Here is a 24,638-nt window from a genome sequence, read left to right on the forward strand (position 1 = left end):
GGACATCACCATGAGCCGTCAGGACACGTCATCGGCCACCAAGATCCTCTGGGGCCAGATCCTCATCGTCAGCATCGTGGCGCTGATCTTCGTCTGGGCGGCGACGCAATGGGTCGCGTTTCGTCTGGGGTTCCAACCCCAGCTTGGCGCGCCTCTCACCGCCCTGTTCGGCCTGCCAATCTATCGCCCGTGGCAGGTCTTCACCTGGTGGTACTGGTACGACGCCTACGCGCCGCGCGTCTTCATGGAAGGGGCCGCAATCGCCGGCGCTGGCGGGATAGCCGCCCTTGCCGTCGCCATCTTGCTGTCGGTCCTGCGGGCGCGCGAGGCGAGCGACGTGACAACCTATGGCTCTGCCAGATGGGCAAGCCCCAAGGATATCACCGCCGCCGGGCTGTTCGCAGACGACGGGGTCGTACTCGGCCGTCTCGACAAGCGCTACCTCCGGCATGACGGACCGGAACATGTGTTGTGCTTCGCGCCCACCCGCTCCGGCAAGGGCGTCGGCCTGGTGATCCCAAGCCTGCTGACCTGGCCCGGCTCCGCGATTGTCCACGATATCAAGGGCGAGAACTGGCAGCTGACTTCCGGTTGGCGTGCCCGGTTCGGACGCGTCCTGCTCTTTGATCCGACCAATGCCGCCAGCGCCGCCTATAATCCGCTGCTCGAGGTCCGCCGCGGCGAGCGCGAAGTCCGCGACGTCCAGAACATTGCCGACATCCTCGTCGATCCTGAAGGCCAGCTCGAGCGGAGGAACCATTGGGAGAAGACCAGCCATTCCCTTCTGGTCGGCGCAATCCTGCATGTCCTCTATGCCGAAAAGGACAAGACACTGGCTGGCGTCGCCGCCTTCCTGTCAGATCCGCGGCGTCCCATCGCCGCCACACTGACTGCAATGATGCGGACTGCCCATCTCGGAGATCGCCCGCATCCTGTTGTCGCCCAGGCCGCTCGCGAGCTGCTGAACAAATCCGAGAACGAACGCTCCGGCGTCCTGTCCACCGCCATGTCCTTCCTCAGTCTCTACCGCGATCCCGTGATCGCCGCCGTGACCCGGCGCTGCGACTGGCGGATCGATGATCTCGTCTCGGATGATCGGCCGCTCACCCTCTACCTCGTGGTGCCGCCCTCGGACATCTCCCGCACCAAACCGCTGGTCCGACTGATCCTCAACCAGATCGGTCGTCGTCTGACCGAAGACCTGCACAACACCAGCCGCAAGCACCGCCTTTTGTTCATGCTCGACGAATTCCCCGCCCTCGGCCGTCTCGACTTCTTTGAATCCCAGCTCGCCTTCATGGCGGGCTATGGCCTCAAGGCCTTCCTGATCGCCCAGTCGCTGAACCAGATCGAAAAGGCCTATGGCCAGAACAACGCCATCCTGGACAACTGCCATGTCCGCGTCGCCTTCGCCACAAATGATGAACGTACGGCGAAGCGCCTGTCAGACGCCCTCGGCACCACGACCGAGTTGCGCGCGATGAAGAACTATGCCGGGCACCGCCTGTCGCCCTGGCTCGGACATCTGATGGTCTCGCGCCAGGAAACCGCCCGCGCGTTGCTGACCCCCGGCGAGATCATGCAGCTGCCGCCCGATGACGAAATCATCCTCGTGTCGGGCGCAGCCCCGATCCGGGCACAAAAAGTGCGGTACTTCCGCGATGCGCAACTGACGGCGAGAATCCAAAAGCCGCCTATCGTCGGAGGATCTGCACCCGTCAGCCCTGCGGGATCAGACGATTGGAGCAGTCTTCAGCCGATAGTGCCACCTCAGGAAGCTGGTACGAACAAGCCCGCTGACGATACAGATGGCGGCATCCGACGAGAGCCTGAAATCCCAGAACATGAAGATGTGGCGCCTGAGTTGCCGTTCCCGCGCGAGGAATTCGCCGCCCTCGAAGACGAACCCGACGACGAGGCCCAACGCGCCCGCGCCATGCAGACCCGCTTCCGCTCCGTCGCGCGTCAAGCGGCCCTCGATCCCGACGACGGCATTGAGCTGTGAGGCGACCCATGAAGAAAGCCAAGATCACAGCCTATCTCGACCCTGCCCTCTTCGACGAAATCGACGCACTGGCAGCACGGCGTCGCGTCCCCAAAACACAAGTCATCGAGGCGGCGCTGGCGTCGTTCCTCTCCCCAGACAGCGCCGAACAGAGCGAGGCCGCGATCGTCCGCAGGCTGGACCGTCTGACGCGGTCGCTCGAGCGGCTGGAACGCGACCAGGAGATCACGACCGAGGCGCTGGCACTGTTCGTCCGCTTCTGGTTGACCACGACGCCCCCCCTGCCCGATGACACCTACGCGGCCGCCAAGGCGAAGGGAAAAGAGCGGTATGGCGGGTTCGTTGAGACGCTGGCGCGACGGTTGGGTAAAGGAACGACCTTGACAAGAGAGCTATCTAGGGAAAAGCCAAACCCCGAAGTCCAAGGTTAGCAACAAAAACAGAAAAAAGTGATCCAAAATATGGACTTGTTCACAGGTCGTTGCTCAGTTTGACGTTCTGCAAGGCGTCGACTCAGGCCTCAACAAAGTCGGTTGACCTCGGTTCGGATACTTTGTATACGAATACTTATTATACCCAACCGCGAGTCGAGCGATGGCTTCCACCGAACTGAAATGGGCGACGGAACAAAGGTTCCAGTTTATCGAGTACCAAGCCTTCTGGCTTGGTAGCCTCAACCGTGTCGACCTCACATCGCATTTTGGAATCTCGGTACCTCAAGCTTCCAAGGATATAGCAGCCTACCAATCGCTATACCCGCAAAACATAAAGTACGATCACAGCGAGAAGCGGTACTTTGTGACGAAGGAGTTTGCGCCTCACTTCATCGAGCTGAAGCCAGATGTCTTCCTCAATGGCCTGCTGAGAGAAGCAGATGATTCCCAAACTTCTGTCCTGCTTCCGACTGAAGGTATACGGATTCCGAAACGGCTGATTGATCCTTTGGTGCTGCAACGCCTGAATGAGTGCATTGCAAACAACCAGTCGGTGGAAATCAATTATCAGTCGATGAGCCCCGGCAAACCAGATGCACTCTGGCGCCGCATCACTCCCCACAGCTTTGCAACTGATGGGCTTCGCTGGCACACAAGAGCCTACTGTCACATCGATCAAAAATTCAAAGACTTCCTGCTATCAAGGTGTCTTGGCTCCCGTGAGCCTGGCGCATCTGCCGCATCGGTGCATGACGATATCTATTGGAACAAGTCTTTCGAAATCCGCCTCGTGCCCAACCCCGCGCTGTCCGCTTCGCAGAAGAAGGTAGTGGCAACCGACTACGGCATGCGCGATGCAAGGCTTACCGTATCCACCCGGATGGCCATGTTGTACTACTTTGAGAAGCGTTTGCGGTTAGACGTGGCGCATCTCATGGACGACCCAGGCGAATGCCCGGTGATCATTGAGAACAAGTCGGCTTTCGACGCCGCTGTCGAGGAGGCGACAAAATGACGGCCTCCAATTTCGACTTTCTAAAGGACCACTGGCCCGAGGTTGCTGTTCTTGGCGCAAGGGCCGAGAGCTACGTGATGCTCGATGCCCGGAGTGCTATATTCAATCTCCGGCTTCTGGCAGAGAATCTCGTGAAGGATATCTATTACGCACTTCATCTGCCCAAACCGGTTAGACCGACTCAAATCGATCTTCTCACCAACAGCGCCTTTGTAGCCGTGGTGCCGAAAGTCGTGCTGAACAAGCTGCATGCCATCAGGAAATTCGGAAATAAGGCGGCACATGGCGATGATGTTTCCCGGAATGACGCCCTGTGGTTGCTCAAGGAAGCTCACGATCTCAGCAAGTGGGCCATTATCAACTACTGTCAGGTCGACCACAAAACGCTGCCGACATTCGAGCAGCCAAAGCTCGAAAGCGTCGGCAAGGAACAGCAACCGCTTACTCAGCAAGAGAAGCAGACCCTCCAAAAGCTAGCTGCTCAGGAAGAGCAGATCGCTGCGCTTCTGGCAGAGGTAGAAAAGTCCCGCGAGCAAGTTGAAGCCGCCGAGAAAAAGGCTGACGAACTAGCAAGCCTCGCCAAATCCGCTCAGCAGACCGCCGACGTCCTTGAGTTCAATGAGGCGACAACTCGGTCCCGCATCATTGACAACCTGATCGCGGCTGCCGGTTGGAATGTTGCGACGGGAGAAACCTCGACGAATGAAGTCGTGAAGGAAATGGAGGTCGATGGCCAACCTACACCGTCAGGAAAGGGCTTCGTTGACTATGTCCTGTTGGACGCAGACGGCTCGCCACTGGCGGTTATAGAGGCAAAGAAAACCTCCGTCGATCCGGAACTCGGCCGAAAGCAAGCGGTGCTGTACGCAGATGCGCTTGAGAAGAAGTCTGGCCAGCGGCCGGTCATTTTCTACACCAACGGATACGACATCTGGATGTGGGACGATGCAGCCGGGTACCCGCCGAGAAAGGTGTTCGGCTACTATTCCAAGGACAGTCTGCAGTATCTGGTCAAGTTCCAGCGCAAGAGCCGCAAGGATCTTAAGTCGCTTGTACCGCAAGAGCGGATCGTCAATCGCTTGTATCAGATCGAGGCGATCAAACGCGTATCTGAGCGCTTTACCGACAAGCATCGAAAGGCGTTGATCGTTCAGGCAACAGGTACCGGCAAGACGCGTGTTGCGATCGCTCTTGCCGAATTGCTGATCCGCGCCGGATGGGCAAAGCGGGTGCTGTTCCTTTGCGACCGCAAGGAGCTCCGCAAACAGGCGAAGAACGCCTTCACTGACTTCCTCGATTCAGAGCCGATCCGGGTGGTCAACTCTCGTGTCAACGGGGCTGCCACGGAGCGCATATTCATTTCGACGTACCCGGCGATGCTCAAGGTGTACCAGTCGTTCGATGTGGGGTTCTTCGATCTGATTATCGCTGACGAGTCCCACCGCAGCATCTACAACATCTATGGTGATCTCTTTCACTATTTCGACAGCCTCCAGGTCGGGTTGACGGCGACGCCGGTCAATTTCGTGACACGGTCGACCTTTGGCCTTTTCAATTGCGAGGGCAAGCTGCCGACCTTCAGCTACGACCTGGAAGAGGCGGTGGGTGAGAAGCATCTTGTTCCCTTTGAGGTGATCGATCATACCACTCAGTTCCTTCGTGACGGCATCACACTTGATGGGCTGACCCAAACGCAGATCGAGGAACTGGAAGCGCAAGGCGAAGACCCGAATGACTATGACTACTCCTCAGAACAGATCGACAAGGCGATTTACAATCGCGACACCAACCGTGTGATCATTCGCAATCTGATGGAAAACGGCATCCGAGATGCGAACGGACAGGCCATCGGCAAGACGATCATCTTTGCGCGCAATCACGAACACGCCATGCTGATGAGCCGGCTATTCGACGAGATGTATCCGCAATATGGCGGAAAGTTCTGTCAGGTGATCGACAACTATGACCCACGCGCGGAAAGCCTGATCGATGACTTCAAGGGAACGGGCACCAACAGCGAGCTCACCATCGCCCTTTCGGTGGACATGCTCGATACCGGCATCGATGTGCCCGAGATCGTGAACCTCGTCTTTGCCAAACCTGTGCGCTCGCCGGTCAAGTTCTGGCAGATGGTTGGACGCGGCACACGGCTTTGCACCGATTTGTTTGGCCCTGGAAAGGACAAGACCGTCTTCCGGATCTTCGACCACTGGGCTAACTTCAAACGCTTCGAAGAGGGGTACAAACCTGCCGAGCCGACGGTTACAAAATCACTGCTCCAACAGCTTTTCGAGCAGCGCATCCAGCTTGCTGAAACGGCACTGCAGAAAAGCGAGATTGCCGTCTTCGATCACGTGATCCAGTTGATCGCTGCCGACATCAATGCGCTCGATGAAAACACCGTCGCGGTGCGGGAGAAGTGGCGGGAGAAGCGCTCGACTGCTTCGATTGAGAACCTGAAACGGTTCGATCCCGGGACAGTATCGGTGCTGCGCCAGACCATCGCCCCGCTGATGCAATGGCGCGATATCAGGGGCAAGGCCGAGGCGCATGCGTTCGATCTGCTTGTGTGCAAGGCTCAGATCGCGGTCCTGCATCAGTCTGCCGAAGTCACCGATCTCAAGATCGATTTCCTCGATCGTCTGGGCTCGCTCCAGATGCATCTCAACCCGGTCCGTGAGAAAGCCGAAATCATCAAAAAAGCAAAGTCGGATGCCTTCTGGAACGGCGTGACCGTGATGGACCTTGAGGCCGTGCGCGAGCCGTTGCGCAGCATCATGATCTACCGCGACCGACAAAAGATTGGCGGCAACGGCCCCAAGATCGTCGACATCACTGAAGACACCGGTCTCGTGCAGTCCTCGCGGCGCAGCGCTTCGCTCAAGACCGTGGACATGGCTGCGTATGAGCAGCTCGTGGAAGCTGAACTGAAAAAACACTTCGAGACCAATGCGACGTTGAAGAAAATCCGCGCAGGCGAGGCGGTCACGCCCGAGGACCTCAACGCAATCATCTCGCTGGTCTTGACCCAGAACCCCGATGTCACCCGCAACGCGCTGGAAGAGTTTTTTGCGTCCACGACGCTGCCGCTCGACATCACCATCCGCAAGATGGTCGGGCTCGAAGAACAGGCCGTGAAGGAAAAGTTCTCGGCTTTCGTGCTGGGCCATCCCGAACTGACCGCCAAGCAGACACGCTTCCTGGCGCTGCTGCAAAACCACATCATCAAATTCGGTTTCATCACCATCGACCGCCTCTATGACCAGCCATTCACGGTTGTGGATGCCGATGGTCCCGAGGGCATTTTCGAAAAACCCGATGACATTGACCAGTTGATGAAGATCGTCAATCTCTTCGCTCCGGCGCCCAAAGGCGATGACGGAGCCGATACATCCCAAGGAAAGCTACACTAATGGTAACCGGCGAATTGAAAAAGAAGATCGATGCCCTCTGGACCGAGTTCTGGACCGGCGGCATCACCAATCCGCTGACGGTAATCGAGCAGATCACCTTCCTGATCTTCGTGCGCTTGCTCGACGTGAACGAAGCCCGCGACGAAAACCGCCTGAAGCGCAGCGGCGTGGAGTTCAAGCGCCGGTTCAATGCTGATGAACAGGAACTCCGCTGGTCGCAGTTCCGCCATCTGGGTGCCGACGAGATGCTGCCGCTGGTGCGCGACCGGGTCTTCCCGCATTTCCGCAAGGCATCCGTCGGCACCACCTTTGCCGAATTCATGAAGGATGCGCAGCTGATGATCCAGAAGCCCAGCCTTCTGGTGAAGGCGGTCAACATGATCAACGACCTGCCGCTCACCGCTGGCGACACCAAGGGCGACCTCTACGAATATCTGCTCGGCAAGCTGACCACGGCAGGCATCAACGGACAGTTCCGGACACCGCGCCACATCATCCGCCTGATGGTGGACATGCTGGAGCCCAAGCCCACCGACGTGATTTCCGACCCGTCATGTGGAACCGGCGGCTTTCTGGTCGAGACGATGAACTATCTTCTCGAAAACCACACGTCGCCCGAAGCGGTGATGGAGGAAACGGATCCGGACACCGGCAAGACCGAGAAAACCTTCACCGGCGACCTGCTCGAAGATCATTGGACCCATATCCGCAACGACATGTTCCACGGCTTCGATTTCGACGCCACCATGCTGCGCATCGCGGCCATGAACATGATGCTGCACGGCGTCGACAATCCCGACATCCATTACCAAGACACGCTGAGCAACAGCTTCCCGGAGAAATTCCCCAAATCATCAAGCGAAGGCTTTGACATTGTCCTCGCCAATCCGCCCTTCAAGGGATCGCTTGATTTCGAGGATGTGCATGCCGGGCTTCTGCGACAGGTGAAGACGAAGAAGACGGAACTGCTGTTTCTGGTGCTGATCCTGCGCATGCTGAAAACCGGCGGGCGCTCGGCCACCATCGTGCCCGATGGCGTGCTCTTCGGCTCGTCCACCGCCCATGTGGCGCTGCGCAAGCTGCTGGTCGATCACAACCAGCTGGAGGCGGTGATTTCGCTGCCCGCGGGTGTGTTCAAGCCCTATGCGGGTGTGTCCACCGGCATCCTCGTCTTCACCAAAGGCGGGCGCACCGATGATGTCTTCTTCTACGATGTGGAGGCGGACGGTTACTCGCTGGACGACAAGCGCGACCCGATCGAGGCCAATGACCTGCCCGATTGCATCACCGCTTGGCGGAACCGCGATCCGAAGCGCGACACGGACCGCAAGCAGAAGGCCTTCTTCGTTCCGGCCGATGACATCCGCGAGGCGAATTACGACCTCTCGCTCTCCAAGTACAAGGAGCGCGTCTACGCGGAACAAAAATACGACCCGCCGAAGCTCATCCTGAAGCGGATGAAGAGCTTGAATGACGACATCGCCAAGGACCTCGCCGAACTTGAGGGGATGTTGGGATGACGACCCAAACCATTCCACTTGGCGATCTGGTCGAGATAAAAGGGGGCGGCACCCCTAGCCGGACTGTTTCAGAGTTCTGGAATGGGAATATTCCATGGGCCACAGTCAAAGACTTCAAATCGACTGCACTCGACGCCACCGAAGAATCCATAACACTGGAAGGGCTTAAGCGCTCGGCAACAAACATCATTCCTTCCGGAAATGTTATCATCCCTACAAGGATGGCAGTCGGAAAAGCTGCAATCAATTCGGTCGATATGGCCATTAATCAGGATTTGAAGGCGCTGCTACCAAAGGGAAAAATCGACAAGCGGTTTTTGCTTCACTTCCTTCTCGCAAAGGGTGAATTCCTTGAAGGGCAAGCACAGGGTGCCACCGTCAAAGGCATCAAACTTGACCTTCTGAGGACCTTGCCTTTTCCAGCGCTTCGCCTCGACGAACAACGCCGGATTGCGGTGATCCTCGACAAGGCCGATGCCATCCGCCGCAAACGCCAGCAGGCCCTCGCCCTCGCCGACGATTTTCTCAAATCGGTGTTTCTGGAGATGTTCGGTGATCCGATAATAAACCCACATGGTTTTGTGCGTGAAAAAGTCCGGTTACATCTGGATGGATCAAGAACCGGAATTCAATCAGGCCCGTTCGGAGCGGCACTAAAAAAACATGAGTATGTCGATGCTGGCGTGCCGGTGTGGGGCGTGGAAAACGTCCAGCACAACTTTTTTGTTGATGTGCCCAAGCTGTTTATCACGGATGAGAAATATCAGGAACTGCTTCGTTACAGTGTGAAATCCGGCGATGTACTGATTTCACGTGCTGGAACTGTTGGTCGTATGTGCATCGCAACGACTTCGCATCAGCGTTCAATAATCAGCACAAACCTCGTTCGAGTTGCACTCAATCCGGATAGTTTGACATCTCATTATTTTGTGTCGCTGTTTACGTATTTGCCCGGACGTATCGGGGCACTAAAAGCAAACAACAAGGATGATGCATTCACATTTTTGAATCCGAAGACACTGAGAGAACTAGAAATACCCATTCCAGACATGACGCGGCAAATTGAGTTTCTAAAGATCGCCCAGAAAACTAAACGCGCAATAGACATCCAGTCTCAACATGTCGATGGCTTAGATGACCTCTTTGCGGCCCTCTCACAGCGCGCTTTCCGGGGGGAGCTATGAGTGATCTGAAACTCTTCCGGATTGGTGGTACGGATGTCTGCGAGGTGCATGGCACGTCGCTTGCGCTGGAAAAATCGCTGCAGACGCTGATCGAGCAGAACCTGGAGACCTTTCTGGGTGTCCGCTTTCTGGCGTCGGAATTTTCCACCGGCCGCGACCATGGCGGGCGGATGGACACGCTTGGCATCGACGAGAATTCCTGCCCGGTGATCATCGAATACAAGCGTTCCTCCAACATGAACGTCATCAATCAGGGCCTGTTCTATCTTGACTGGCTGGTGACCCATCGCGGCGATTTCGAGATGCTGGTCTTGAAGAAGTTCGGCGAGAAGGCCGCCCAATCCGTCGAGTGGTCATCGCCGCGCCTGATCTGCATCGCCGGCGACTTCTCCCGCTATGATGAGCACGCCATCAAGCAGATGAACCGCAACATCGAACTTATCCGCTACATGAAATTCGACGACGACCTGCTGCTGCTGGAACAGGTAAACGCAGCCTCTGCTCCGCTGAACGGCGTGATCGCGACGGATAAAGTTGATGGCGGCACGGACGGCGGGCAAAAGCAGAAATACACCACCGTCTCGCAATATCTCGACAAGGCGGACGGTGAGCTGCGCGCCCTCTTTGATACGGTGAAGGAGCACCTCGAAGGGTTGGGGGATGATGTACAGTTCAAGGTGCTGCGCTTCTATTTCGCGTTCAAGCGGATCAAGAATTTCGCCTGCGTCGAGATCAAGACCCAGGAGCGCAAGCTGATCGTCCACGTCAAGGTCGACCCCGACACCATCACGCTGGAAGACGGCTTTACCCGCGACGTGCGCACCATCGGCCATTTCGGCACCGGCGATTTGGAAATCACCATCCGCTCGATGGAAGATTTCGAGAAGGCCAAGCCGTTGTTCGAGCGCAGCTATGAGAATGCGTGAGGTGGGGTGATGGCGGAACTCCACACTCTCACCCTGCCCGGCCCGATGCTGCAACGCGGGTTCTGGCTCTATGTCTGGCGGATCGACACGCCGAAGGGTGAACGCCTGTATGTCGGGCGCACCGGGGATAACAGCAGCCCATACGCGACCGCGCCGTACACGCGGATGGGGCAACATCTGGGATTTCAGAAAGCATCCAACAGCCTTCGCCGCTTGCTTACCGAGCAGGGCATCAAACCGGAGCAATGCGGGCAATTCGATTTGGTCTCCTACGGGCCGATTTTCCCAGAGATCGGGAAGACCGAGGAGCAGGATCACGGTGAGCAGATGGAGCTGCACAAACCTGTTCGCGACCGGATGGCGGCACTGGAACGGGACCTGCGCGACGCATTGTCCGATGCTGGCTATTCGGTTCTCAACGTGGTGCGCAGCAAAGCGAAATCCGATCCGGTCACATGGCGGGACGTTCTGGCGGCGTTTTCGGCAAACTTCCCGAAGCTGATTGAAGGGCGTGCAGATGGGTGAGCTCCTCCCTGAAGACCGCCAGATCTGGGTGCGCGCATTCTACGGCTTCAACCCGGAAGACGCCGGTTATATTGGCTTCACGCACGAAGCTCAGCGTGAAGATATGCTGACCAAGATGAAGGACGGAGATCTTGTCCTCATCTACGGTGCCGTAGACTCTCTCACTGACGCCGATCTTCAGAGGCAAGCCCTTGGCTTCATGGAGGTCAAATTGGAGCGATGCCAAGATCTGGACCGGCAGACTGAGGAGTCGAGGAAATGGAAGCTAGATCATGGTTTTCAGGATCGGTGGACTTACGGCCTGAAGGTTGTCCGTGCATGGCGCGTCACAAACCGGGTTCACATCAAGACCATTGCGCCGATAGCCTATGACAGCAAGAAGCGGTTTGAGAGAACGACCAAGGCTGTCCTGCTTGAGCCAGATGAAAAGCGCAGGGCGCTCAGCCACCATGTCCGGCAGGTGAACGTCTACGGTGAACCGCCCATCGCAACGGATGAACTCGACAGCGGCTATATGAATGACGTGCTCAAGCCGTCCAAGGGTATTCCTCCAAGTTTCGGGGACCGAACTTCCAAGCACGAAGACGGTGAGAACCACCTATACCTGATGAAATTGACAGCCAATGCGGAAGCACTGCTCGGCAGAACCGGCCCTCACCTCGGCCAGGCATTGGTGAAAATCGGCAGATCAAATGATCCAATCCGTCGGTTCAAAGAGGTCAACGGCGGGTTTCCCAAAAGCGCTGTTTGCCGATGGGAACTAAAGTACCACCAACCGTTTGACGATGGGGCAACGACTCATAGTCATGAGACAGAATTGAAAGCGCGCTTTGCTGAGGAATTCACTTCACAGTCAGGAGAGTTCTACACTGGTGAATGGGACGCCATGGAACGGGTTTTCCAAACCTTTTGTTTTTCCAAGATGCCCAAAATTCTCGCCGCGGCTGCGAAGGCCAAGGGCGTGAAGTAAGAAATGAGAATGTCATGCGACTGAGCCGGATCGAAATCGAAAACTTCAAAGGTGTTGGTGCCAAGCAGGTCATTGAGCTACGGCCGATCACGCTGTTGTTCGGCCCAAATAGCGCGGGCAAAAGCACGATCCTTCAGGCGTTGCACTATGTTCGCGAAATCCTAGAGAGGAAGAACCCCGATCCGGATCAAACGATTGCGGGCGGCCTGATCGATCTCGGCGGTTTCAAGAAGCTGATCCATAACCATGATCTCTCGAATTCAATGACGATCAAGCTGGTCATCGATTTGTCCGGAGATCAGGGTAATGAACGGCTGCCAATCAATAACGGAAATTCGCTCGGTGATCCTGAGTTTGAAAGTCTGCGCATCCGCTACATCGTTGGCGAGAACACCGATCTGAAGGAGTACGCTGTTGTCCAAGAGATCGGTGTCTCCCTACAGGTTCAATGGAGTGACTTGATCAACGCGCCTTATGTATCGGTCTTGATTGTCGAGATGGATGGCGAAAACATCGCCTCAATCAAGTCTCCACCGCAAGCTGGGCAGGCGCAGCTAACCGACTTCAACTTCCAGCATCCACTTTTGCAGGAGTATGTGGATGCAGACGACGAAGTGCCCGAAGGCCTTGCTGAAGGCGACCCACTCGGCACCAAATTGGGGATCGAGATTTGGGAACTATCAAGAGATATGGCGAGATCAGCTGACTTGAAAGGTATCGGCGAATTTCGCATCGCCTCTTCATCCGTGATTGGCGCTCTGCCGGATATTACCAAGCCCTGGGCACTGGAACTGCGCGATCCGGAACCAATGAAGCTGGAACTGGAAGGCAACACGCCGCGAGTGCGTGGCCTATCCTTATTGCTAGATGAATTACTTTTGGGACCTCTGCGCATTGCACGCGACTACCTTTCGGAGATGACCTACATTGGTCCGCTCCGGGACATCCCTCCAAGGGCTTTCCGACCCCAGGTTTCACCTGATGAGGGGCGTTGGGCACAGGGCCTGGCGGCATGGGATCTTCTCTATTCAGACAAGCAGGGCAGATTGCTTAGCGAAGTGAATGCCTGGCTGAGTGGTAGGGACGGTCTGGGAACGAGTTACGAGATCGCGAAGTCGGAGTATCTGGAAATACCGGTCTCAAGCCGGATCGATCAGTTGTTCAAACGCGGCATCAGCGAAGACGACATCGGAGAACTACAGGAAGAGTTCCAGAAGCTGGGATCGCGTACCGAGGTTGTTTTGCGTGACGTGGTGAAAGGCATTGATGTAGCCCCAAGCGATGTTGGTGTTGGCATCTCTCAGATGATCCCGGTCATCGTCGCTTGCCTTCGCGACAAGGATGGCATTCTGGCAATCGAGCAGCCCGAACTTCACGTACATCCGGCAATTCAGGTCGGGGTCGGCGACCTTTTCATTCATGCTGTAGTGCCCGGCGAGCAATCGTTCGGTTCAGGCAAAACCCTACTTGTCGAAACCCATAGCGAACACATCATGCTGCGGCTCCTACGCAGAGTGCGGGAGACCACCGAAGGAGAACTCCCGCCAAGAAAAAATGCACTGAAACCCGATGATCTCTCTGTCATATACGTCGAAAATTCCGAAAAAGAAGTGCATTTTCGCCGCCTTCGCGTTGATAGAGACGGTGATTTCTCTGACCGGTGGCCAGATGGGTTCTTCGAAGAACGGGCGGAGGAACTGTTCTGATGCTGTCAGAATACGCGGTAGAGCCTGCTGCCATTGGCGCGGACTGGCGAACCTTTAAAGACCTGATCGACCGCTTCGGCGCGGATAAAGGTCGACTGATTTCACGATTTCCAACAAAATGGGAGAGGAAAGTCATCCAAGCAGCAAAAGAGGCTGGCGTACCGGATATTCGTATGTCCAGCATCACAGAACGTTTGCGCAACTCGAAGCATAAGGTCGTCGATTTCAATCGTGCCTATGACTACGAGGAAAACTGGATAAACAACACCCTATGCGAACACGCCGCCCGGCCGTTCAAAGCAATCATATGCGACGCTGGAAATACGGCCTGCGCAGAGTCAATGCATCCGGACGATTGCTCCGATGGACATGCGCTCTTTAGCGCAGCAACAAGCTGCAACGTGACAAGGACGGAAGACAAAATTGCCGACACCCTCAATACCTTTGCTGCGGTGTCGAGGGAGGTCGATATCATTGATCCTTATTTCGATCTTCGACCAACCGAGGGCAATTATCTCGCCCCACTTGTAGCGCTGCTTGATCGACTCGGACGTGGGCCTTGGCCGCCAAAAGTCATCAAGATCCATTTCCGAGAACATGGTTCGCGCCCCCCGCCTGAGCTCGTTGCTCGAGACGGTGCCGCCCAGATCAAAGGACGACTCCCATTAGGCTACAGCTTGGAGCTTTACGCGTGGTCGGAAAAAAAGGGCGGCGAAGACTTCCACGATCGCTTCGTTTTGACAGACTTGGGCGGGATCATGATTGGTGCGGGCTTATCTGCAGATGGACCGGCTGAGTCCGCTGCATTCACACTCTTGGACTTCGAACACGCTCAGAATCTTCGTAACAGATTTGCAGACGGATCAACAGCCTACGCGCGCGCGGGATATGCTGTCCGATTCCATGACGACGGTAGCACCGAGTTATTCTGACGGTGAGAGTTCGATTATCTTCCATCTCGCGCAGCACAGGGAGAACGCTTTCGCCAGGGCAAGTGGCGGAGGAAAGCGGATTCGAAATGAGTGGTTGTTCAACCAAGACCAAAAGGCATCAAACGACGGTGGCACGCTCCAAGAACCAAATCCTATGGCCCAATTGCACTTTGACTGGCTGGTGATCTCAGCAATGCCCCTGCCTTTACGCGCCATGCCCCTACTACGCCTTCACAGCTGTTGCCCCTAGGCCAATAGCGGTCTTCTTGATCGGTCTCGTGATCCATCGCGAGGCCAACCATGACCGTTACGTCTTTCAAAACCGAGACGTCTTCCCGCGGCGCACGCATGTTGCGCACGGCACTTGGGCCGGGCATCGCCGCCTGGCTCGAAGATACGGGCGTCGTCGAGGTGATGCTGAACCCTGACGGGCGGCTCTGGGTTGACCGGCTGGCCGATGGGCTGAGCGACACAGGCGCAGTGCTGTCTCCCGCCGATGGCGAGCGCATCATCCGTCTTGTCGCGCATCACGTCGGGGCGGAGGTCCATCCTGCGGCCCCGCGTGTTTCGGCTGAATTGCCGGACACGGGCGAGCGCTTCGAGGGTTTGCTGCCCCCAGTGGTTTCTGCACCCACATTTGCTATTCGCAAGCCCGCCGTCGCGGTGTTCACCCTCGAGGACTATGTCGCAAAGGGCATGCTCTCCTCAGATGCGGCTGCGCAGTTGCGCGAGGGGGTCACCAGCCGGGCCAATATTCTTGTCGCGGGCGGGACCTCCACCGGCAAGACGACCCTCACCAATGCGCTGTTGGCGGAGGTCGCCAAGACCGCAGACCGCGTTGTCCTGATCGAGGACACGCGCGAACTGCAATGCCTGACCCCCAACCTCGTGGCTCTTCGCACCAAAGACGGGGTCGCGACCTTGTCCGATCTCGTGCGCGCGTCGCTGCGGCTGCGGCCTGATCGAATCCCCATCGGCGAGGTGCGCGGCCCGGAAGCGCTCGACCTGCTGAAAGCCTGGGGCACCGGCCATCCAGGCGGGATCGGGACGATCCATGCCGGGTCCGCCATTGGTGCTCTGCGGCGGCTCGAACAGCTGGTCCAGGAGGCGGTGGTCACCGTCCCACGCGCGCTAATCGCAGAAACCATCGACCTGATCGCCGTTCTGTCCGGACGGGGCGCTGATCGTCGCCTGTCCGAATTGGCGCGTGTCACCGGCCTGACCGCCTCGGGCGATTACGCTCTCACCCCCCTCTTCACACAAAAATAAGGAAGCCATCCATGACCCTTCTGCCATCATTTCGCACAGCCCTTGGCGCAACCGCGCTCGGCCTGATCGCTTTTACCCTGCCCGATCCGGCGCTCGCCGCCGGATCGGGAATGCCGTGGGAAGCGCCCCTGCAATCCGTCCTCGAGTCGATCGAAGGTCCGGTCGCCAAGATCGTCGCCGTGATCATCATCATCGTCACGGGCCTGACACTGGCCTTTGGCGACAGTTCAGGCGGCTTCCGGCGGCTTGTGCAGATCGTTTTCGGCCTTTCCATCGCCTTCGCGGCCTCGAGCTTCTTTCTGTCCTTCTTCTCCTTCGGCGGCGGAGCGCTGATCTGATGGAGAACCCCACCGACATTCCCGGCTATTTCGCGCCGGTGCACCGCGCCCTGATCGATCCGATCCTGCTGGCCGGTGCCCCCCGCACCATCGCCATTGCCAATGGGACTCTGGCCGCGGCCATCGGGCTTGGCCTGCGGCTCTGGCTCGTAGGCCTCGTGTTCTGGCTCGTCGGTCATCTCCTCGCGGTCTGGGCCGCGAAGCGGGATGCGCAGATCGCCGAGGTGGCGCGGCGGCATCTCCGTTACCCCTCCTGGTTCGGGGTCTGAGCCGATGATGCGTCTCGCCGAATACCGCTCCAAATCCGCCCTTCTGGCCGATTTTCTGCCCTGGGCTGCATTGGTCGCACCCGGCGTCATCCTGAACAAAGATGGCAGCCTGCAACGCACAGCGCGGTTTCGGGGGCCGGATCTGGATTCAGCCACGCCCGCCGAACTGGTCGCCACGTCGGCCCGGCTGAACAGCGCCCTCCGGCGGCTTGGTTCTGGCTGGGCCGTCTTCATCGAGGCGCAGCGGATCCCGGCACAGGACTATCCGGCCTCCGAGTTCCCCGATCCTGTCTCCGCCCTCGTCGATGCCGAACGCCGCGCGCAGTTCGAAGAAGCGGGCGCTCATTTCGAGAGCGCGTATTTCCTGACGCTGATATGGATGCCGCCCGCTGACGACGCGAGCCGCGCCGAGGGCTGGTTGCTAGAAAACGCACCGGATCGCAGCACCAAGCCTCAGGATCTTGTCTCCAGCTTTGTCAGCCGCGCCGACCGGCTGATCGATCTGCTTGACGGGTTCATGCCGGAAATCGCCTGGCTCTCCGATGCCGAGACCCTGACCTACCTGCATTCGACCGTTTCGACCCGGCGCCAGCGCGTCCGCGTCCCGGAGGTCCCGATGCATCTGGACGCGGTGCTGGCCGATGATCCGTTGGTGGGTGGGCTGACACCACGGCTCGGGGCCGCTCATCTCAAGACCCTGACCATCATCGGCCTGCCAAGCGCCACCTGGCCCGGTTTGCTCGACGAATTGAACGCTCAGGGTTTCGAGTATCGCTGGTGCACGCGCGCGATCTGCCTCGACAAGACGGATGCCGCCCGGGTGTTCACCCGTATCCGACGCCAGTGGTTCGCCAAGCGCAAGTCGGTGGCCGCGATCCTAAAGGAGGTGATGACCAACGAGGCCTCGACCCTGCTCGACAGCGACGCGGCCAACAAGGCGGCAGATGCCGATGAAGCGCTCCAAGAACTCGGCGCCGATGTGGCGGGCGCCGCCTACGTCACCGCCACGATTACCGTCTGGGACGAGGACGCAGCAGCCGCCGAGGCCAAGCTCAAGGCCGTCGAGAAGATTGTCCAGGGGCGCGATTTCACCTGCATCCCGGAGACGTTGAACGCGCTCGAGGTCTGGCTCGGCTCCCTGCCCGGCCATCTCTACGCCAATGTCCGTCAGCCACCCATCTCGACGCTGAACCTGGCCCATATGATCCCGATCTCGGCGGTCTGGGCGGGGCCGGACCAGAACGACCACCTCGACGGCCCGCCACTGTTCCACGCCGAAACCGACGGCACGACCCCGTTCCGCTTCTCCACACATGTGGGCGATGTCGGCCATACCTTGATCGTCGGCCCGACCGGGGCGGGCAAATCAGTCCTGCTGGCCCTCATGGCGCTGCAGTTCCGGCGCTATGCCGGTGCCCAGGTCTTCGCCTTCGATTTCGGCGGATCAATCCGCTGTGCCACGCTCGCCATGGGCGGCGATTGGGAAAACCTCGGCGATGCGCTGGCCGACGGAGATCCCGCGGTGCAGCTGCAGCCGCTCGCCGGGATCGATGAGGCGTCGGAACGCGCCTGGGCGCAGGACTGGCTCGCGGGAATCCTCGGACGGGAAGGCGCGACGATCGACCCTGCTGCGCGGGACCATCTCTGGTCGGCGCTGACCTCGCTCGCGTCGGCCCCGCCCCAGGAACGCACGCTGACCGGCCTCTCGGTCCTGCTGCAATCGACCGAATTAAAGCGCGCGTTGAAACCGTTCTGCATCGGAGGTCCCTTCGGACGGCTTCTCGATGCTGAAGCCGAAGACCTGGGCAGCGCCGAGGTGCTCGCGTTTGAAACGGAGGGGCTGATCGGCTCAGCAGCGGCACCCGCCGTGCTCGCCTATCTCTTCCACCGGATCGAGGCGCGGCTCGACGGACGTCCCACCATGATCCTGATCGACGAGGGCTGGCTTGCGCTCGATGACGCCAATTTCGGCGGGCAGCTCCGCGAATGGCTGAAGACGCTGCGGAAGAAGAACGCCTGCGTTGTTTTCGCCACCCAATCGCTGGCCGATATCGACGGGTCCCTCATCGCGCCTGCCATCGTCGAGAGCTGCCCGACGCGGATCTTCCTTCCCAACGAGCGTGCCTTCGAGCCCCAGATCGCCCGGATCTACCGGAACTTCGGGCTGAACGACCGCCAGATCGACATCGTCGCCCGCGCGACGCCGAAGCACGACTACTACTGCCAGTCGCGGCGTGGCAACCGGCTCTTCTCGCTGGGCCTCGGCGAGGTGGCGCTGGCCTTCACCGCCGCCTCCTCCAAGGCCGATCAGGCCACAATCAGCAATCTTATCGCCGACCATGGCCAGAACGGCTTTGCCGCCGCCTGGCTGCGCCATCGCGGTCTCGACTGGGCAGTCGAGTTGCTTGGCCCCGCCACAGCGCCACCCGTTCCAGAACCCCAACCCACCGACCAGAAGGAGACAGAACATGACCCGCAATCCTGAGCGCCCTGCTCGGCCCCGCAAACTCGCCGCCGTATTGATGGCCAGCGCCCTCGTAATGACACCGGTTCTCGCAACACCGGCCCAGGCCTTCCTCTTCGGCGGTGGCGGACGGATCGTCTACGACCCGCGCAACCATGCCGAAAACATCCTCTCGGCCGCCCGCGCGCTCGAACAGATCAACAACCAGATCGCGCAGATCCAGAACCAGGCGCAGATGCTGATGAACGACGCGCTGAACCTTGCAAACCTGCCGCATTCCTCGCTGGCGCAACTGCAGGACGCCATCGGTGAAACCCAGCGACTCCTGGCCGATGCCCAAAGCCTCGCCTTCGACGTGGCGACCATCGAACAGGCCTTTGCTCAGGACTACGGAACTGCCGCAGCGCAAGGTGATTTCGACGCGATGATCGCCGGAGCGCGCAAGCGGTGGGAGACCTCGGTCGCGGGCTTCGAGGACAGCTTGCGCGTGCAGGCCGGGGTAGTGGGCAATATCGACGGAGCCCGCAGCCAGATGGACGCGCTCATCCGCGAAAGCCAGGGCGCCGTTGGGGCCCTGCAGGTGGCCCAAGCCGGGAACCAGCTCCTCGCATTGCAGTCGACGCAGATCGCCGATCTGACCGCCGCCATCGCCGCGCAGAACCGCGCCGAAGCGCTGGAAACCGCCCGCATCGCCTCCGCCGAGGCGCAGGGCCGCGAGAACCTCGCGCGGTTTCTGGATTACGGCGGCGGCTACTCCCCCGGCACAGTACGGCTGTTCGGGGAGTAAGCGCATGGCCCTCGACACCCCGCGAACTCTGCGCCTTGTCGCCTTCGGTATCGGCGGCCTTGCCGCCCTCGCCGCCGCCGTCGAACTGACACGCACGGTCCTGCCCACCGACACCGGGCATGTGGTCAGGGATGACGCCTTGCGCAGCACCCTCGCGCATTGCCGTGACCTGACGCCCGAAGACTACGCCACCGACACCGAATGCCGCGCCGCCTGGGAGGCGGCCCGGCAGCGCTTCTTCGATCTGGCTCCAGAGCCGGCCGGGACGGAGTGAGGGAATGGGCGGCGTCAGTGTCATTGACCGGTTTCTCGAGGTCTTCGCCTCCTATATAGATTCCGGCTTCGGCCTTCTGGGTGGCGACGTCGCCTTCCTCGCCAACACGCTGATCGTCATCGACATCACGCTGGCCGCCCTCTTCTGGGCCTGGGGCGCGGATGACGACATCTTCGCCCGGCTGGTGAAAAAGACCCTCTTTGTCGGGGTCTTCGCCTATATCATCGGCAACTGGAACACGCTGGCCCGGATCGTTTTCGACAGTTTCGCGGGCCTTGGCCTGGTCGCCACCGGCGGCACGATCTCCGCCGGTGAACTGCTTCAGCCGGGGCGCATCGCGCAGGTCGGGCTCGAGGCCGGGCAGCCGATCCTCGCCTCCATCGCCGACCTCTCCGGGTTCGTCGCCGTCTTCGAGAACTTCATCCAGATCGGGATCCTGTTCTTCGCCTGGCTGGTGGTCCTGCTGTCGTTCTTCATCCTCGCGATCCAGCTCTTTGTCACCCTGATCGAATTCAAGCTGGCCACGCTGGCGGGTTTCATCCTCGTGCCCTTCGGCCTCTTCAACAAGACCGCCTTCATGGCCGAACGCGTGCTGGGCCTCGTCATTTCCTCCGGCGTCAAGGTGCTGGTGCTGGCCGTGATCGTCGGCATCGGCTCCACCATCTTCAGCGAATTCACCGCCGGATTCGCGGGTGAACCCACGATCAACGACGCCATGTCGGTGGTCCTTGGCGCGCTGGCGCTCCTCGCTCTTGGCATCTTCGGACCGGGCATCGCCAATGGTATCGTCTCTGGCGGGCCGCAACTTGGCGCAGGGGCCGCTGTCAGCACCGGAATTGCCGTGGGCGGGTCTGCAGTCGCTGGTGTCGCCGGAACCCGGATGGCCCTTGGCACTGGCGGTGCCGCCCTGCGCGGTGCCAGCGCTGTCGGCAGCGGAACCGCCACTGCATACCAGCTCGGCGCGGCCTCGCGCAGCACAGGCCTCGGAAAAACCGTCGGTGGCGCGGCCGCTGTTGGCAAGACCGGTGCTGTCGCCGCGTTCAGCCCGCTCCGGCGCGCGATCTCGGACGGCGCGCAGTCCGGCGCCCGCGCAGCCTATGCCGCCACCGGGGGACGGATGGCGGGTGGTGCCCCGCCCTCCCCGGCCAATGACGGCCCACCCGACTGGGCGCGCCGGATGAAGCGCCAGCAATCCCTTCAACACGGCCTCTCGACCGCCGCCCACGTCATCCGCTCCGGCGATCATGGCGGCGGCGGCACGGTCGTCAGCCTCTCCGAAAGGTCCTCCTGATGTTCCGACGCCCCAGTGTCCGCTACGGCACCACGCCCGAACCCGTCACCCCCTACCAGAAGGCCGCCCAGGTCTGGGACGAGCGGATCGGCTCGGCCCGCGTCCAAGCCCGCAACTGGCGCCTCATGGCGATGGGCTGCCTCGCCCTCTCCGCCGGGCTCAGCGCGGCCCTCGCCTGGCAATCGACGCGCAGCAGCGTCGTCCCTTACGTGGTCGAGGTCGACAATCTCGGCGCGGCACAGGCCGTCGCCCCGGCGCTCGCCGAATATCGCCCGACCGATCCGCAGATCGCCTGGCATCTCGCCCGCTTCGTCGAGCATGTCCGGCAGGTCCCGGCCGATCCGATCGTGCTGCGCCAGAACTGGCTGCGCGCCTACGATTTCGCTACCGATCGCGGCGCTGTCGCGCTGAATGACCATGCCCGGGTGAACGATCCATTCGCGCTGATCGGCGACACGCAGATTTCCATCGAGGTCTCGAGTGTCATTCGCGCCTCGGAGTCGAGCTTCCGTGTCGCCTGGATCGAGCGCCGCTATGAAAACGGTCAGCTCGCCACAACCGAACGCTGGACCGCCATCCTGACCGTCGTGATCCAGCCCCCGCGCGATGCAGAGCGCCTGCGGGCCAACCCGCTCGGCGTCTATGTCCATGCCATCAACTGGTCGAGGGAGAATGCCCAATGAGACGACTTCGCCCCATCCCCGTTCTTCTCCTAGCGGCCACGGCGCTGACCGCCTGCACGGGGCAACGCCCGCCCGAAATCGCCTATGACGACCAGGTCCCGGCCCTTGCTCCGCCGCCGGCACCACCCCCGGCCGAGGGGCTGCCCCGCCCGGTTCACACACCGCCTGCCTGGACGCCCTCCCGCGGCGGCGATCCGGAAGCGGACACACCGGAAGCCCGCATCATCGCCGCCAATGCCGCGGCCCGGGTCGAGCCCCGCCAGCAGGGCTACTACAACGCCATGCAGGTTTTCCCGTGGAGCGAAGGCGCGCTTTACCAGATCTACGCAGCACCCGGCCAAATCACAAATATCGCGCTCGAACCTGGCGAACGCCTGACCGGCCCCGGCCCGATCGCGGCGGGCGACACCGCGCGCTGGATCATTGGCGACACCACCAGCGGCGCTGGATCCACAGTCCGCGTCCATATCCTCGTGAAACCCACGCGCCCCGACATCACCACCAATCTCGTCGTCAACACCGACCGGCGCAGCTACCACATCGAGTTGCGTGCAAATGAAGAAGCCTGGATGCCCAGCGTGGCGTGGGCCTATCCAGAGGTGCGAACCACGCCCCGCACCCCGACAATTGGCCGCCCGGCGATCCCGCACGAGGCCGACCGGCACTACCGTTATGGCCTGCAGGGCGACGCCCCGCCCTGGCGGCCGGTCTCGGTCTTCGACGATGGACGGCGTGTCTATGTCGTCTTTCCACCCGGCATCGCCCAGGGCGAAATGCCTCCGCTCTTCGTGATCGGCGCGGATGGGCGCGGCCAGATCGTGAACACCCGCGTGCTCGGCAACGTCCTGATCGTGGACCGGCTGTTCGGGGCTGCAGAACTGCGTCTCGGCGAAAGACGACAGCAGGTCGTGCGGATCGTGCGTACGGATGGCGATCAGCGCCCGCCGCCTGCGCCCCAGCCAGAGGTGGAGCGATGACACAAGTCCCTGATATGCAAGAGCCGCCACGGACCGAGGAAGAGATCGTCCATGAACTCCGTCTCAGGCCCGATCCGCCCCGTGTCATGCGCCTGTCCCGCCGGGCCATTGCCCTTGCCACCGCCATCGGCGGACTTGGCCTTGGCGCAATCCTGATCATGGCCCTGCAGTACAACCGGCAGGAGGGCAACCAGACGGAGCTCTTTTCCACCGAACGCATTCAGGCGGCTGAAGGGCTGTCCTCACTGCCTCGGGATTACGCCGATGTCCCGCGTCTCGGCCCACCCTTGCCCGGTGAGTTGGGCCGCGCCATCCTTGGGGCGCAAGATCGCGGCCAGCCGGTCCCGGCACCGCCCCTTTCCGGTCCATTGGCCCCCACAGTCGATCCGGAGGAACAACGCCGTCTCCAGGAACTCGACGCCGCCCGACTGAGCGCCCTTTTCGCCGAGGCGCAAACCGTGCCGCGCAACGGAACACAGGCCACACCGACCTCCCCCGCGACCGGCGCGCTCTTCCCCTCCACATTGGGCAGCCCTACGGCAAGCGATCCGATTTCCGGCCGGGAGGCGTTCCTCACCCGTCCCGGAGACACGGACACCGTCAGTGCGCAACGCATAGTGCCGCCGCCCAGCCCCTACATCCTGCAGGCCGGCACGGTGATCCCGGCCGCCCTGATCACCGGCCTGCGCTCCGACCTTCCCGGCCAGATCTCGGCCCAGGTGACTGGAGACGTCTACGACAGCCCGTCCGGGCGATACCTGCTGATCCCGCAAGGCGCGCGCCTGCTGGGAGAATACGACAGCCGCATCGCATCCGGGCAAAGCCGCCTGCTCCTCGTCTGGACCCGCCTCATCCTTCCGGATGGTCGCTCCATTGTGCTGGAACGCGCGCCCGGCACTGACGGAACTGGCGCGTCTGGCCTGCAGGACCAGGTCAACTATCATTGGGGTCGCGTCTTTCTCGCCGCAGGCCTCGCCACGATCCTGAACCTCGGCCTGGAAAGCGGGGCCGACAGCGAGGATGACGTCGCCCGTGCCATTCGCGAGGCCGCGCAGGACACGATCGGGCGGACCGGGGACGAGATCGTCCGGCAGCAGCTCGCCGTCCCGCCGACGCTGACCATCCGCCCGGGCTTCCCCGTCCGCGTAATGGTCACCCGCGACCTGATCCTCGAGCCTTTGGGAGAAGTAAGATGACGAAGCTGAAGCTTGGCCCGATCCATGACGACAAGCCGGTCAAACTGACGGTGGAGCTTCCCGCCGACGTGCACCGCGATCTCTGCGACTACGCGACGGTCCTCGGCCAACAGACCGGACAGGATCTTGAGCCCGCCCGCCTCGTCGCCCCCATGCTTGCCCGGTTCATGTCAACCGACCGTGGGTTCGCCGCAGCGCGCAAAACGGGATCGCGGGCGAACCGCAAGAAACCAGACCTATCGAAGTCTCTGGATACCGATCACGGCTAAGTATCGGTGAAATCAAAGGTCTCCCGGCAGATCGCATTGCACATGGATCGCACATAGGCACCCCCTACCTGCCTGAAGTTGCGCCGGAGTCGAGCCGATCCTCCATAGGCGCAGTAGCTAACCGCGCTGTCGCAGTGGCTGCGTTGTTGGGCATTCCTGGGGCTCCAATGATCAGCGAACCGGTTTTCGCG

General features: G+C 60.4%; 22 protein-coding genes. All 22 read left to right on the forward strand.

Annotated elements, in window-relative coordinates:
- The first annotated feature begins 10 nt into the window (after positions 1-10).
- The 22 genes from H8B03_RS12785 to H8B03_RS12890 all read left to right on the forward strand — a co-directional run bounded on the left by H8B03_RS12785 (position 11) and on the right by H8B03_RS12890 (position 24,447).
- Positions 11-2,005 carry a conjugal transfer protein TraG gene (locus H8B03_RS12785; protein ID WP_193142258.1) on the forward strand — a complete coding sequence of 665 codons (1,995 nt, stop codon included), beginning with the start codon at positions 11-13 and terminating at the stop codon, positions 2,003-2,005.
- Between the two features lie 8 nt (positions 2,006-2,013).
- Positions 2,014-2,436, forward strand: coding sequence for a ribbon-helix-helix protein, CopG family (locus tag H8B03_RS12790; protein WP_193142259.1), 423 nt, complete (start codon positions 2,014-2,016; stop codon positions 2,434-2,436).
- A gap of 163 nt (positions 2,437-2,599) precedes the next feature.
- On the forward strand, positions 2,600-3,454 hold the full coding sequence (locus tag H8B03_RS12795; RefSeq protein ID WP_193142260.1) for a WYL domain-containing protein: 855 nt from the start codon (positions 2,600-2,602) through the stop codon (positions 3,452-3,454).
- A complete protein-coding gene (locus H8B03_RS12800; RefSeq protein WP_193142261.1) occupies positions 3,451-6,867 on the forward strand; it encodes a DEAD/DEAH box helicase family protein in 3,417 nt (1,138 codons plus the stop codon). The genes H8B03_RS12795 and H8B03_RS12800 overlap by 4 nt, the downstream gene beginning before the upstream one ends.
- Positions 6,867-8,387, forward strand: coding sequence for a class I SAM-dependent DNA methyltransferase (locus tag H8B03_RS12805; protein ID WP_193142262.1), 1,521 nt, complete (start codon positions 6,867-6,869; stop codon positions 8,385-8,387). The genes H8B03_RS12800 and H8B03_RS12805 overlap by 1 nt, the downstream gene beginning before the upstream one ends.
- Entirely contained in the window at positions 8,384-9,571 is a 1,188-nt protein-coding gene (locus H8B03_RS12810; RefSeq protein WP_193142263.1) for a restriction endonuclease subunit S, read from the forward strand. Before H8B03_RS12805 ends, H8B03_RS12810 begins: the two co-directional genes overlap by 4 nt.
- Positions 9,568-10,497, forward strand: a complete 930-nt coding sequence (locus H8B03_RS12815) for a DUF5655 domain-containing protein (protein WP_193142264.1) — start codon at positions 9,568-9,570, stop codon at positions 10,495-10,497. Before H8B03_RS12810 ends, H8B03_RS12815 begins: the two co-directional genes overlap by 4 nt.
- A 9-nt stretch (positions 10,498-10,506) precedes the next feature.
- On the forward strand, positions 10,507-11,022 hold the full coding sequence (locus H8B03_RS12820; RefSeq protein ID WP_193142265.1) for a hypothetical protein: 516 nt from the start codon (positions 10,507-10,509) through the stop codon (positions 11,020-11,022).
- Positions 11,015-11,992, forward strand: a complete 978-nt coding sequence (locus H8B03_RS12825; protein WP_193142266.1) for a GIY-YIG nuclease family protein — start codon at positions 11,015-11,017, stop codon at positions 11,990-11,992. The genes H8B03_RS12820 and H8B03_RS12825 overlap by 8 nt, the downstream gene beginning before the upstream one ends.
- A 14-nt stretch (positions 11,993-12,006) precedes the next feature.
- Positions 12,007-13,698 (forward strand): DUF3696 domain-containing protein, encoded by a 1,692-nt coding sequence (locus tag H8B03_RS12830; protein WP_193142267.1) that lies wholly within the window; start codon positions 12,007-12,009, stop codon positions 13,696-13,698.
- On the forward strand, positions 13,698-14,630 hold the full coding sequence (locus H8B03_RS12835; protein ID WP_193142268.1) for a hypothetical protein: 933 nt from the start codon (positions 13,698-13,700) through the stop codon (positions 14,628-14,630). The genes H8B03_RS12830 and H8B03_RS12835 overlap by 1 nt, the downstream gene beginning before the upstream one ends.
- Positions 14,631-14,930: 300 nt before the next feature.
- Positions 14,931-15,899: a P-type conjugative transfer ATPase TrbB gene (gene trbB / locus H8B03_RS12840; protein ID WP_193142269.1), complete on the forward strand. Its 969-nt coding sequence runs from the start codon at positions 14,931-14,933 to the stop codon at positions 15,897-15,899.
- A gap of 11 nt (positions 15,900-15,910) precedes the next feature.
- A complete protein-coding gene (locus H8B03_RS12845; protein ID WP_193142270.1) occupies positions 15,911-16,237 on the forward strand; it encodes a TrbC/VirB2 family protein in 327 nt (108 codons plus the stop codon).
- Positions 16,237-16,506 carry a VirB3 family type IV secretion system protein gene (locus tag H8B03_RS12850; protein ID WP_161860992.1) on the forward strand — a complete coding sequence of 90 codons (270 nt, stop codon included), beginning with the start codon at positions 16,237-16,239 and terminating at the stop codon, positions 16,504-16,506. Before H8B03_RS12845 ends, H8B03_RS12850 begins: the two co-directional genes overlap by 1 nt.
- A 4-nt stretch (positions 16,507-16,510) precedes the next feature.
- Positions 16,511-18,991 carry a conjugal transfer protein TrbE gene (gene trbE / locus H8B03_RS12855; RefSeq protein WP_193142271.1) on the forward strand — a complete coding sequence of 827 codons (2,481 nt, stop codon included), beginning with the start codon at positions 16,511-16,513 and terminating at the stop codon, positions 18,989-18,991.
- A complete protein-coding gene (trbJ, locus tag H8B03_RS12860; RefSeq protein WP_193142272.1) occupies positions 18,975-19,757 on the forward strand; it encodes a P-type conjugative transfer protein TrbJ in 783 nt (260 codons plus the stop codon). The genes trbE and trbJ overlap by 17 nt, the downstream gene beginning before the upstream one ends.
- 4 nt (positions 19,758-19,761) lie before the next feature.
- The gene (gene trbK-alt, locus H8B03_RS12865; protein WP_193142273.1) at positions 19,762-20,031 is read left to right on the forward strand and encodes a putative entry exclusion protein TrbK-alt; all 270 of its coding nucleotides are present in this window, start codon (positions 19,762-19,764) and stop codon (positions 20,029-20,031) included.
- Positions 20,032-20,035: 4 nt separating this feature from the next.
- Positions 20,036-21,322 carry a P-type conjugative transfer protein TrbL gene (trbL, locus tag H8B03_RS12870; RefSeq protein ID WP_193142274.1) on the forward strand — a complete coding sequence of 429 codons (1,287 nt, stop codon included), beginning with the start codon at positions 20,036-20,038 and terminating at the stop codon, positions 21,320-21,322.
- Positions 21,322-22,005, forward strand: a complete 684-nt coding sequence (gene trbF / locus H8B03_RS12875) for a conjugal transfer protein TrbF (protein WP_193142275.1) — start codon at positions 21,322-21,324, stop codon at positions 22,003-22,005. The genes trbL and trbF overlap by 1 nt, the downstream gene beginning before the upstream one ends.
- Positions 22,002-22,982, forward strand: coding sequence for a P-type conjugative transfer protein TrbG (gene trbG, locus H8B03_RS12880; protein WP_193142276.1), 981 nt, complete (start codon positions 22,002-22,004; stop codon positions 22,980-22,982). Before trbF ends, trbG begins: the two co-directional genes overlap by 4 nt.
- Entirely contained in the window at positions 22,979-24,178 is a 1,200-nt protein-coding gene (locus tag H8B03_RS12885; protein WP_226925892.1) for a TrbI/VirB10 family protein, read from the forward strand. The genes trbG and H8B03_RS12885 overlap by 4 nt, the downstream gene beginning before the upstream one ends.
- On the forward strand, positions 24,175-24,447 hold the full coding sequence (locus tag H8B03_RS12890; RefSeq protein ID WP_193142277.1) for a DUF2274 domain-containing protein: 273 nt from the start codon (positions 24,175-24,177) through the stop codon (positions 24,445-24,447). The genes H8B03_RS12885 and H8B03_RS12890 overlap by 4 nt, the downstream gene beginning before the upstream one ends.
- Positions 24,448-24,638 lie beyond the last annotated feature (191 nt).

Source organism: Meridianimarinicoccus sp. MJW13 (genome assembly GCF_014901205.1).
Taxonomy (GTDB): Bacteria; Pseudomonadota; Alphaproteobacteria; order Rhodobacterales; family Rhodobacteraceae; genus Meridianimarinicoccus.

Coding starts and splice junctions, on each gene's coding strand:
- H8B03_RS12785 (WP_193142258.1), top strand. CDS start 11: ATGAGCCGTCAGGACACGTCATCGGCCACCAAGATCCTCTGGGGCCAG.
- H8B03_RS12790 (WP_193142259.1), top strand. CDS start 2,014: ATGAAGAAAGCCAAGATCACAGCCTATCTCGACCCTGCCCTCTTCGAC.
- H8B03_RS12795 (WP_193142260.1), top strand. CDS start 2,600: ATGGCTTCCACCGAACTGAAATGGGCGACGGAACAAAGGTTCCAGTTT.
- H8B03_RS12800 (WP_193142261.1), top strand. CDS start 3,451: ATGACGGCCTCCAATTTCGACTTTCTAAAGGACCACTGGCCCGAGGTT.
- H8B03_RS12805 (WP_193142262.1), top strand. CDS start 6,867: ATGGTAACCGGCGAATTGAAAAAGAAGATCGATGCCCTCTGGACCGAG.
- H8B03_RS12810 (WP_193142263.1), top strand. CDS start 8,384: ATGACGACCCAAACCATTCCACTTGGCGATCTGGTCGAGATAAAAGGG.
- H8B03_RS12815 (WP_193142264.1), top strand. CDS start 9,568: ATGAGTGATCTGAAACTCTTCCGGATTGGTGGTACGGATGTCTGCGAG.
- H8B03_RS12820 (WP_193142265.1), top strand. CDS start 10,507: ATGGCGGAACTCCACACTCTCACCCTGCCCGGCCCGATGCTGCAACGC.
- H8B03_RS12825 (WP_193142266.1), top strand. CDS start 11,015: ATGGGTGAGCTCCTCCCTGAAGACCGCCAGATCTGGGTGCGCGCATTC.
- H8B03_RS12830 (WP_193142267.1), top strand. CDS start 12,007: ATGCGACTGAGCCGGATCGAAATCGAAAACTTCAAAGGTGTTGGTGCC.
- H8B03_RS12835 (WP_193142268.1), top strand. CDS start 13,698: ATGCTGTCAGAATACGCGGTAGAGCCTGCTGCCATTGGCGCGGACTGG.
- trbB (WP_193142269.1), top strand. CDS start 14,931: ATGACCGTTACGTCTTTCAAAACCGAGACGTCTTCCCGCGGCGCACGC.
- H8B03_RS12845 (WP_193142270.1), top strand. CDS start 15,911: ATGACCCTTCTGCCATCATTTCGCACAGCCCTTGGCGCAACCGCGCTC.
- H8B03_RS12850 (WP_161860992.1), top strand. CDS start 16,237: ATGGAGAACCCCACCGACATTCCCGGCTATTTCGCGCCGGTGCACCGC.
- trbE (WP_193142271.1), top strand. CDS start 16,511: ATGATGCGTCTCGCCGAATACCGCTCCAAATCCGCCCTTCTGGCCGAT.
- trbJ (WP_193142272.1), top strand. CDS start 18,975: ATGACCCGCAATCCTGAGCGCCCTGCTCGGCCCCGCAAACTCGCCGCC.
- trbK-alt (WP_193142273.1), top strand. CDS start 19,762: ATGGCCCTCGACACCCCGCGAACTCTGCGCCTTGTCGCCTTCGGTATC.
- trbL (WP_193142274.1), top strand. CDS start 20,036: ATGGGCGGCGTCAGTGTCATTGACCGGTTTCTCGAGGTCTTCGCCTCC.
- trbF (WP_193142275.1), top strand. CDS start 21,322: ATGTTCCGACGCCCCAGTGTCCGCTACGGCACCACGCCCGAACCCGTC.
- trbG (WP_193142276.1), top strand. CDS start 22,002: ATGAGACGACTTCGCCCCATCCCCGTTCTTCTCCTAGCGGCCACGGCG.
- H8B03_RS12885 (WP_226925892.1), top strand. CDS start 22,979: ATGACACAAGTCCCTGATATGCAAGAGCCGCCACGGACCGAGGAAGAG.
- H8B03_RS12890 (WP_193142277.1), top strand. CDS start 24,175: ATGACGAAGCTGAAGCTTGGCCCGATCCATGACGACAAGCCGGTCAAA.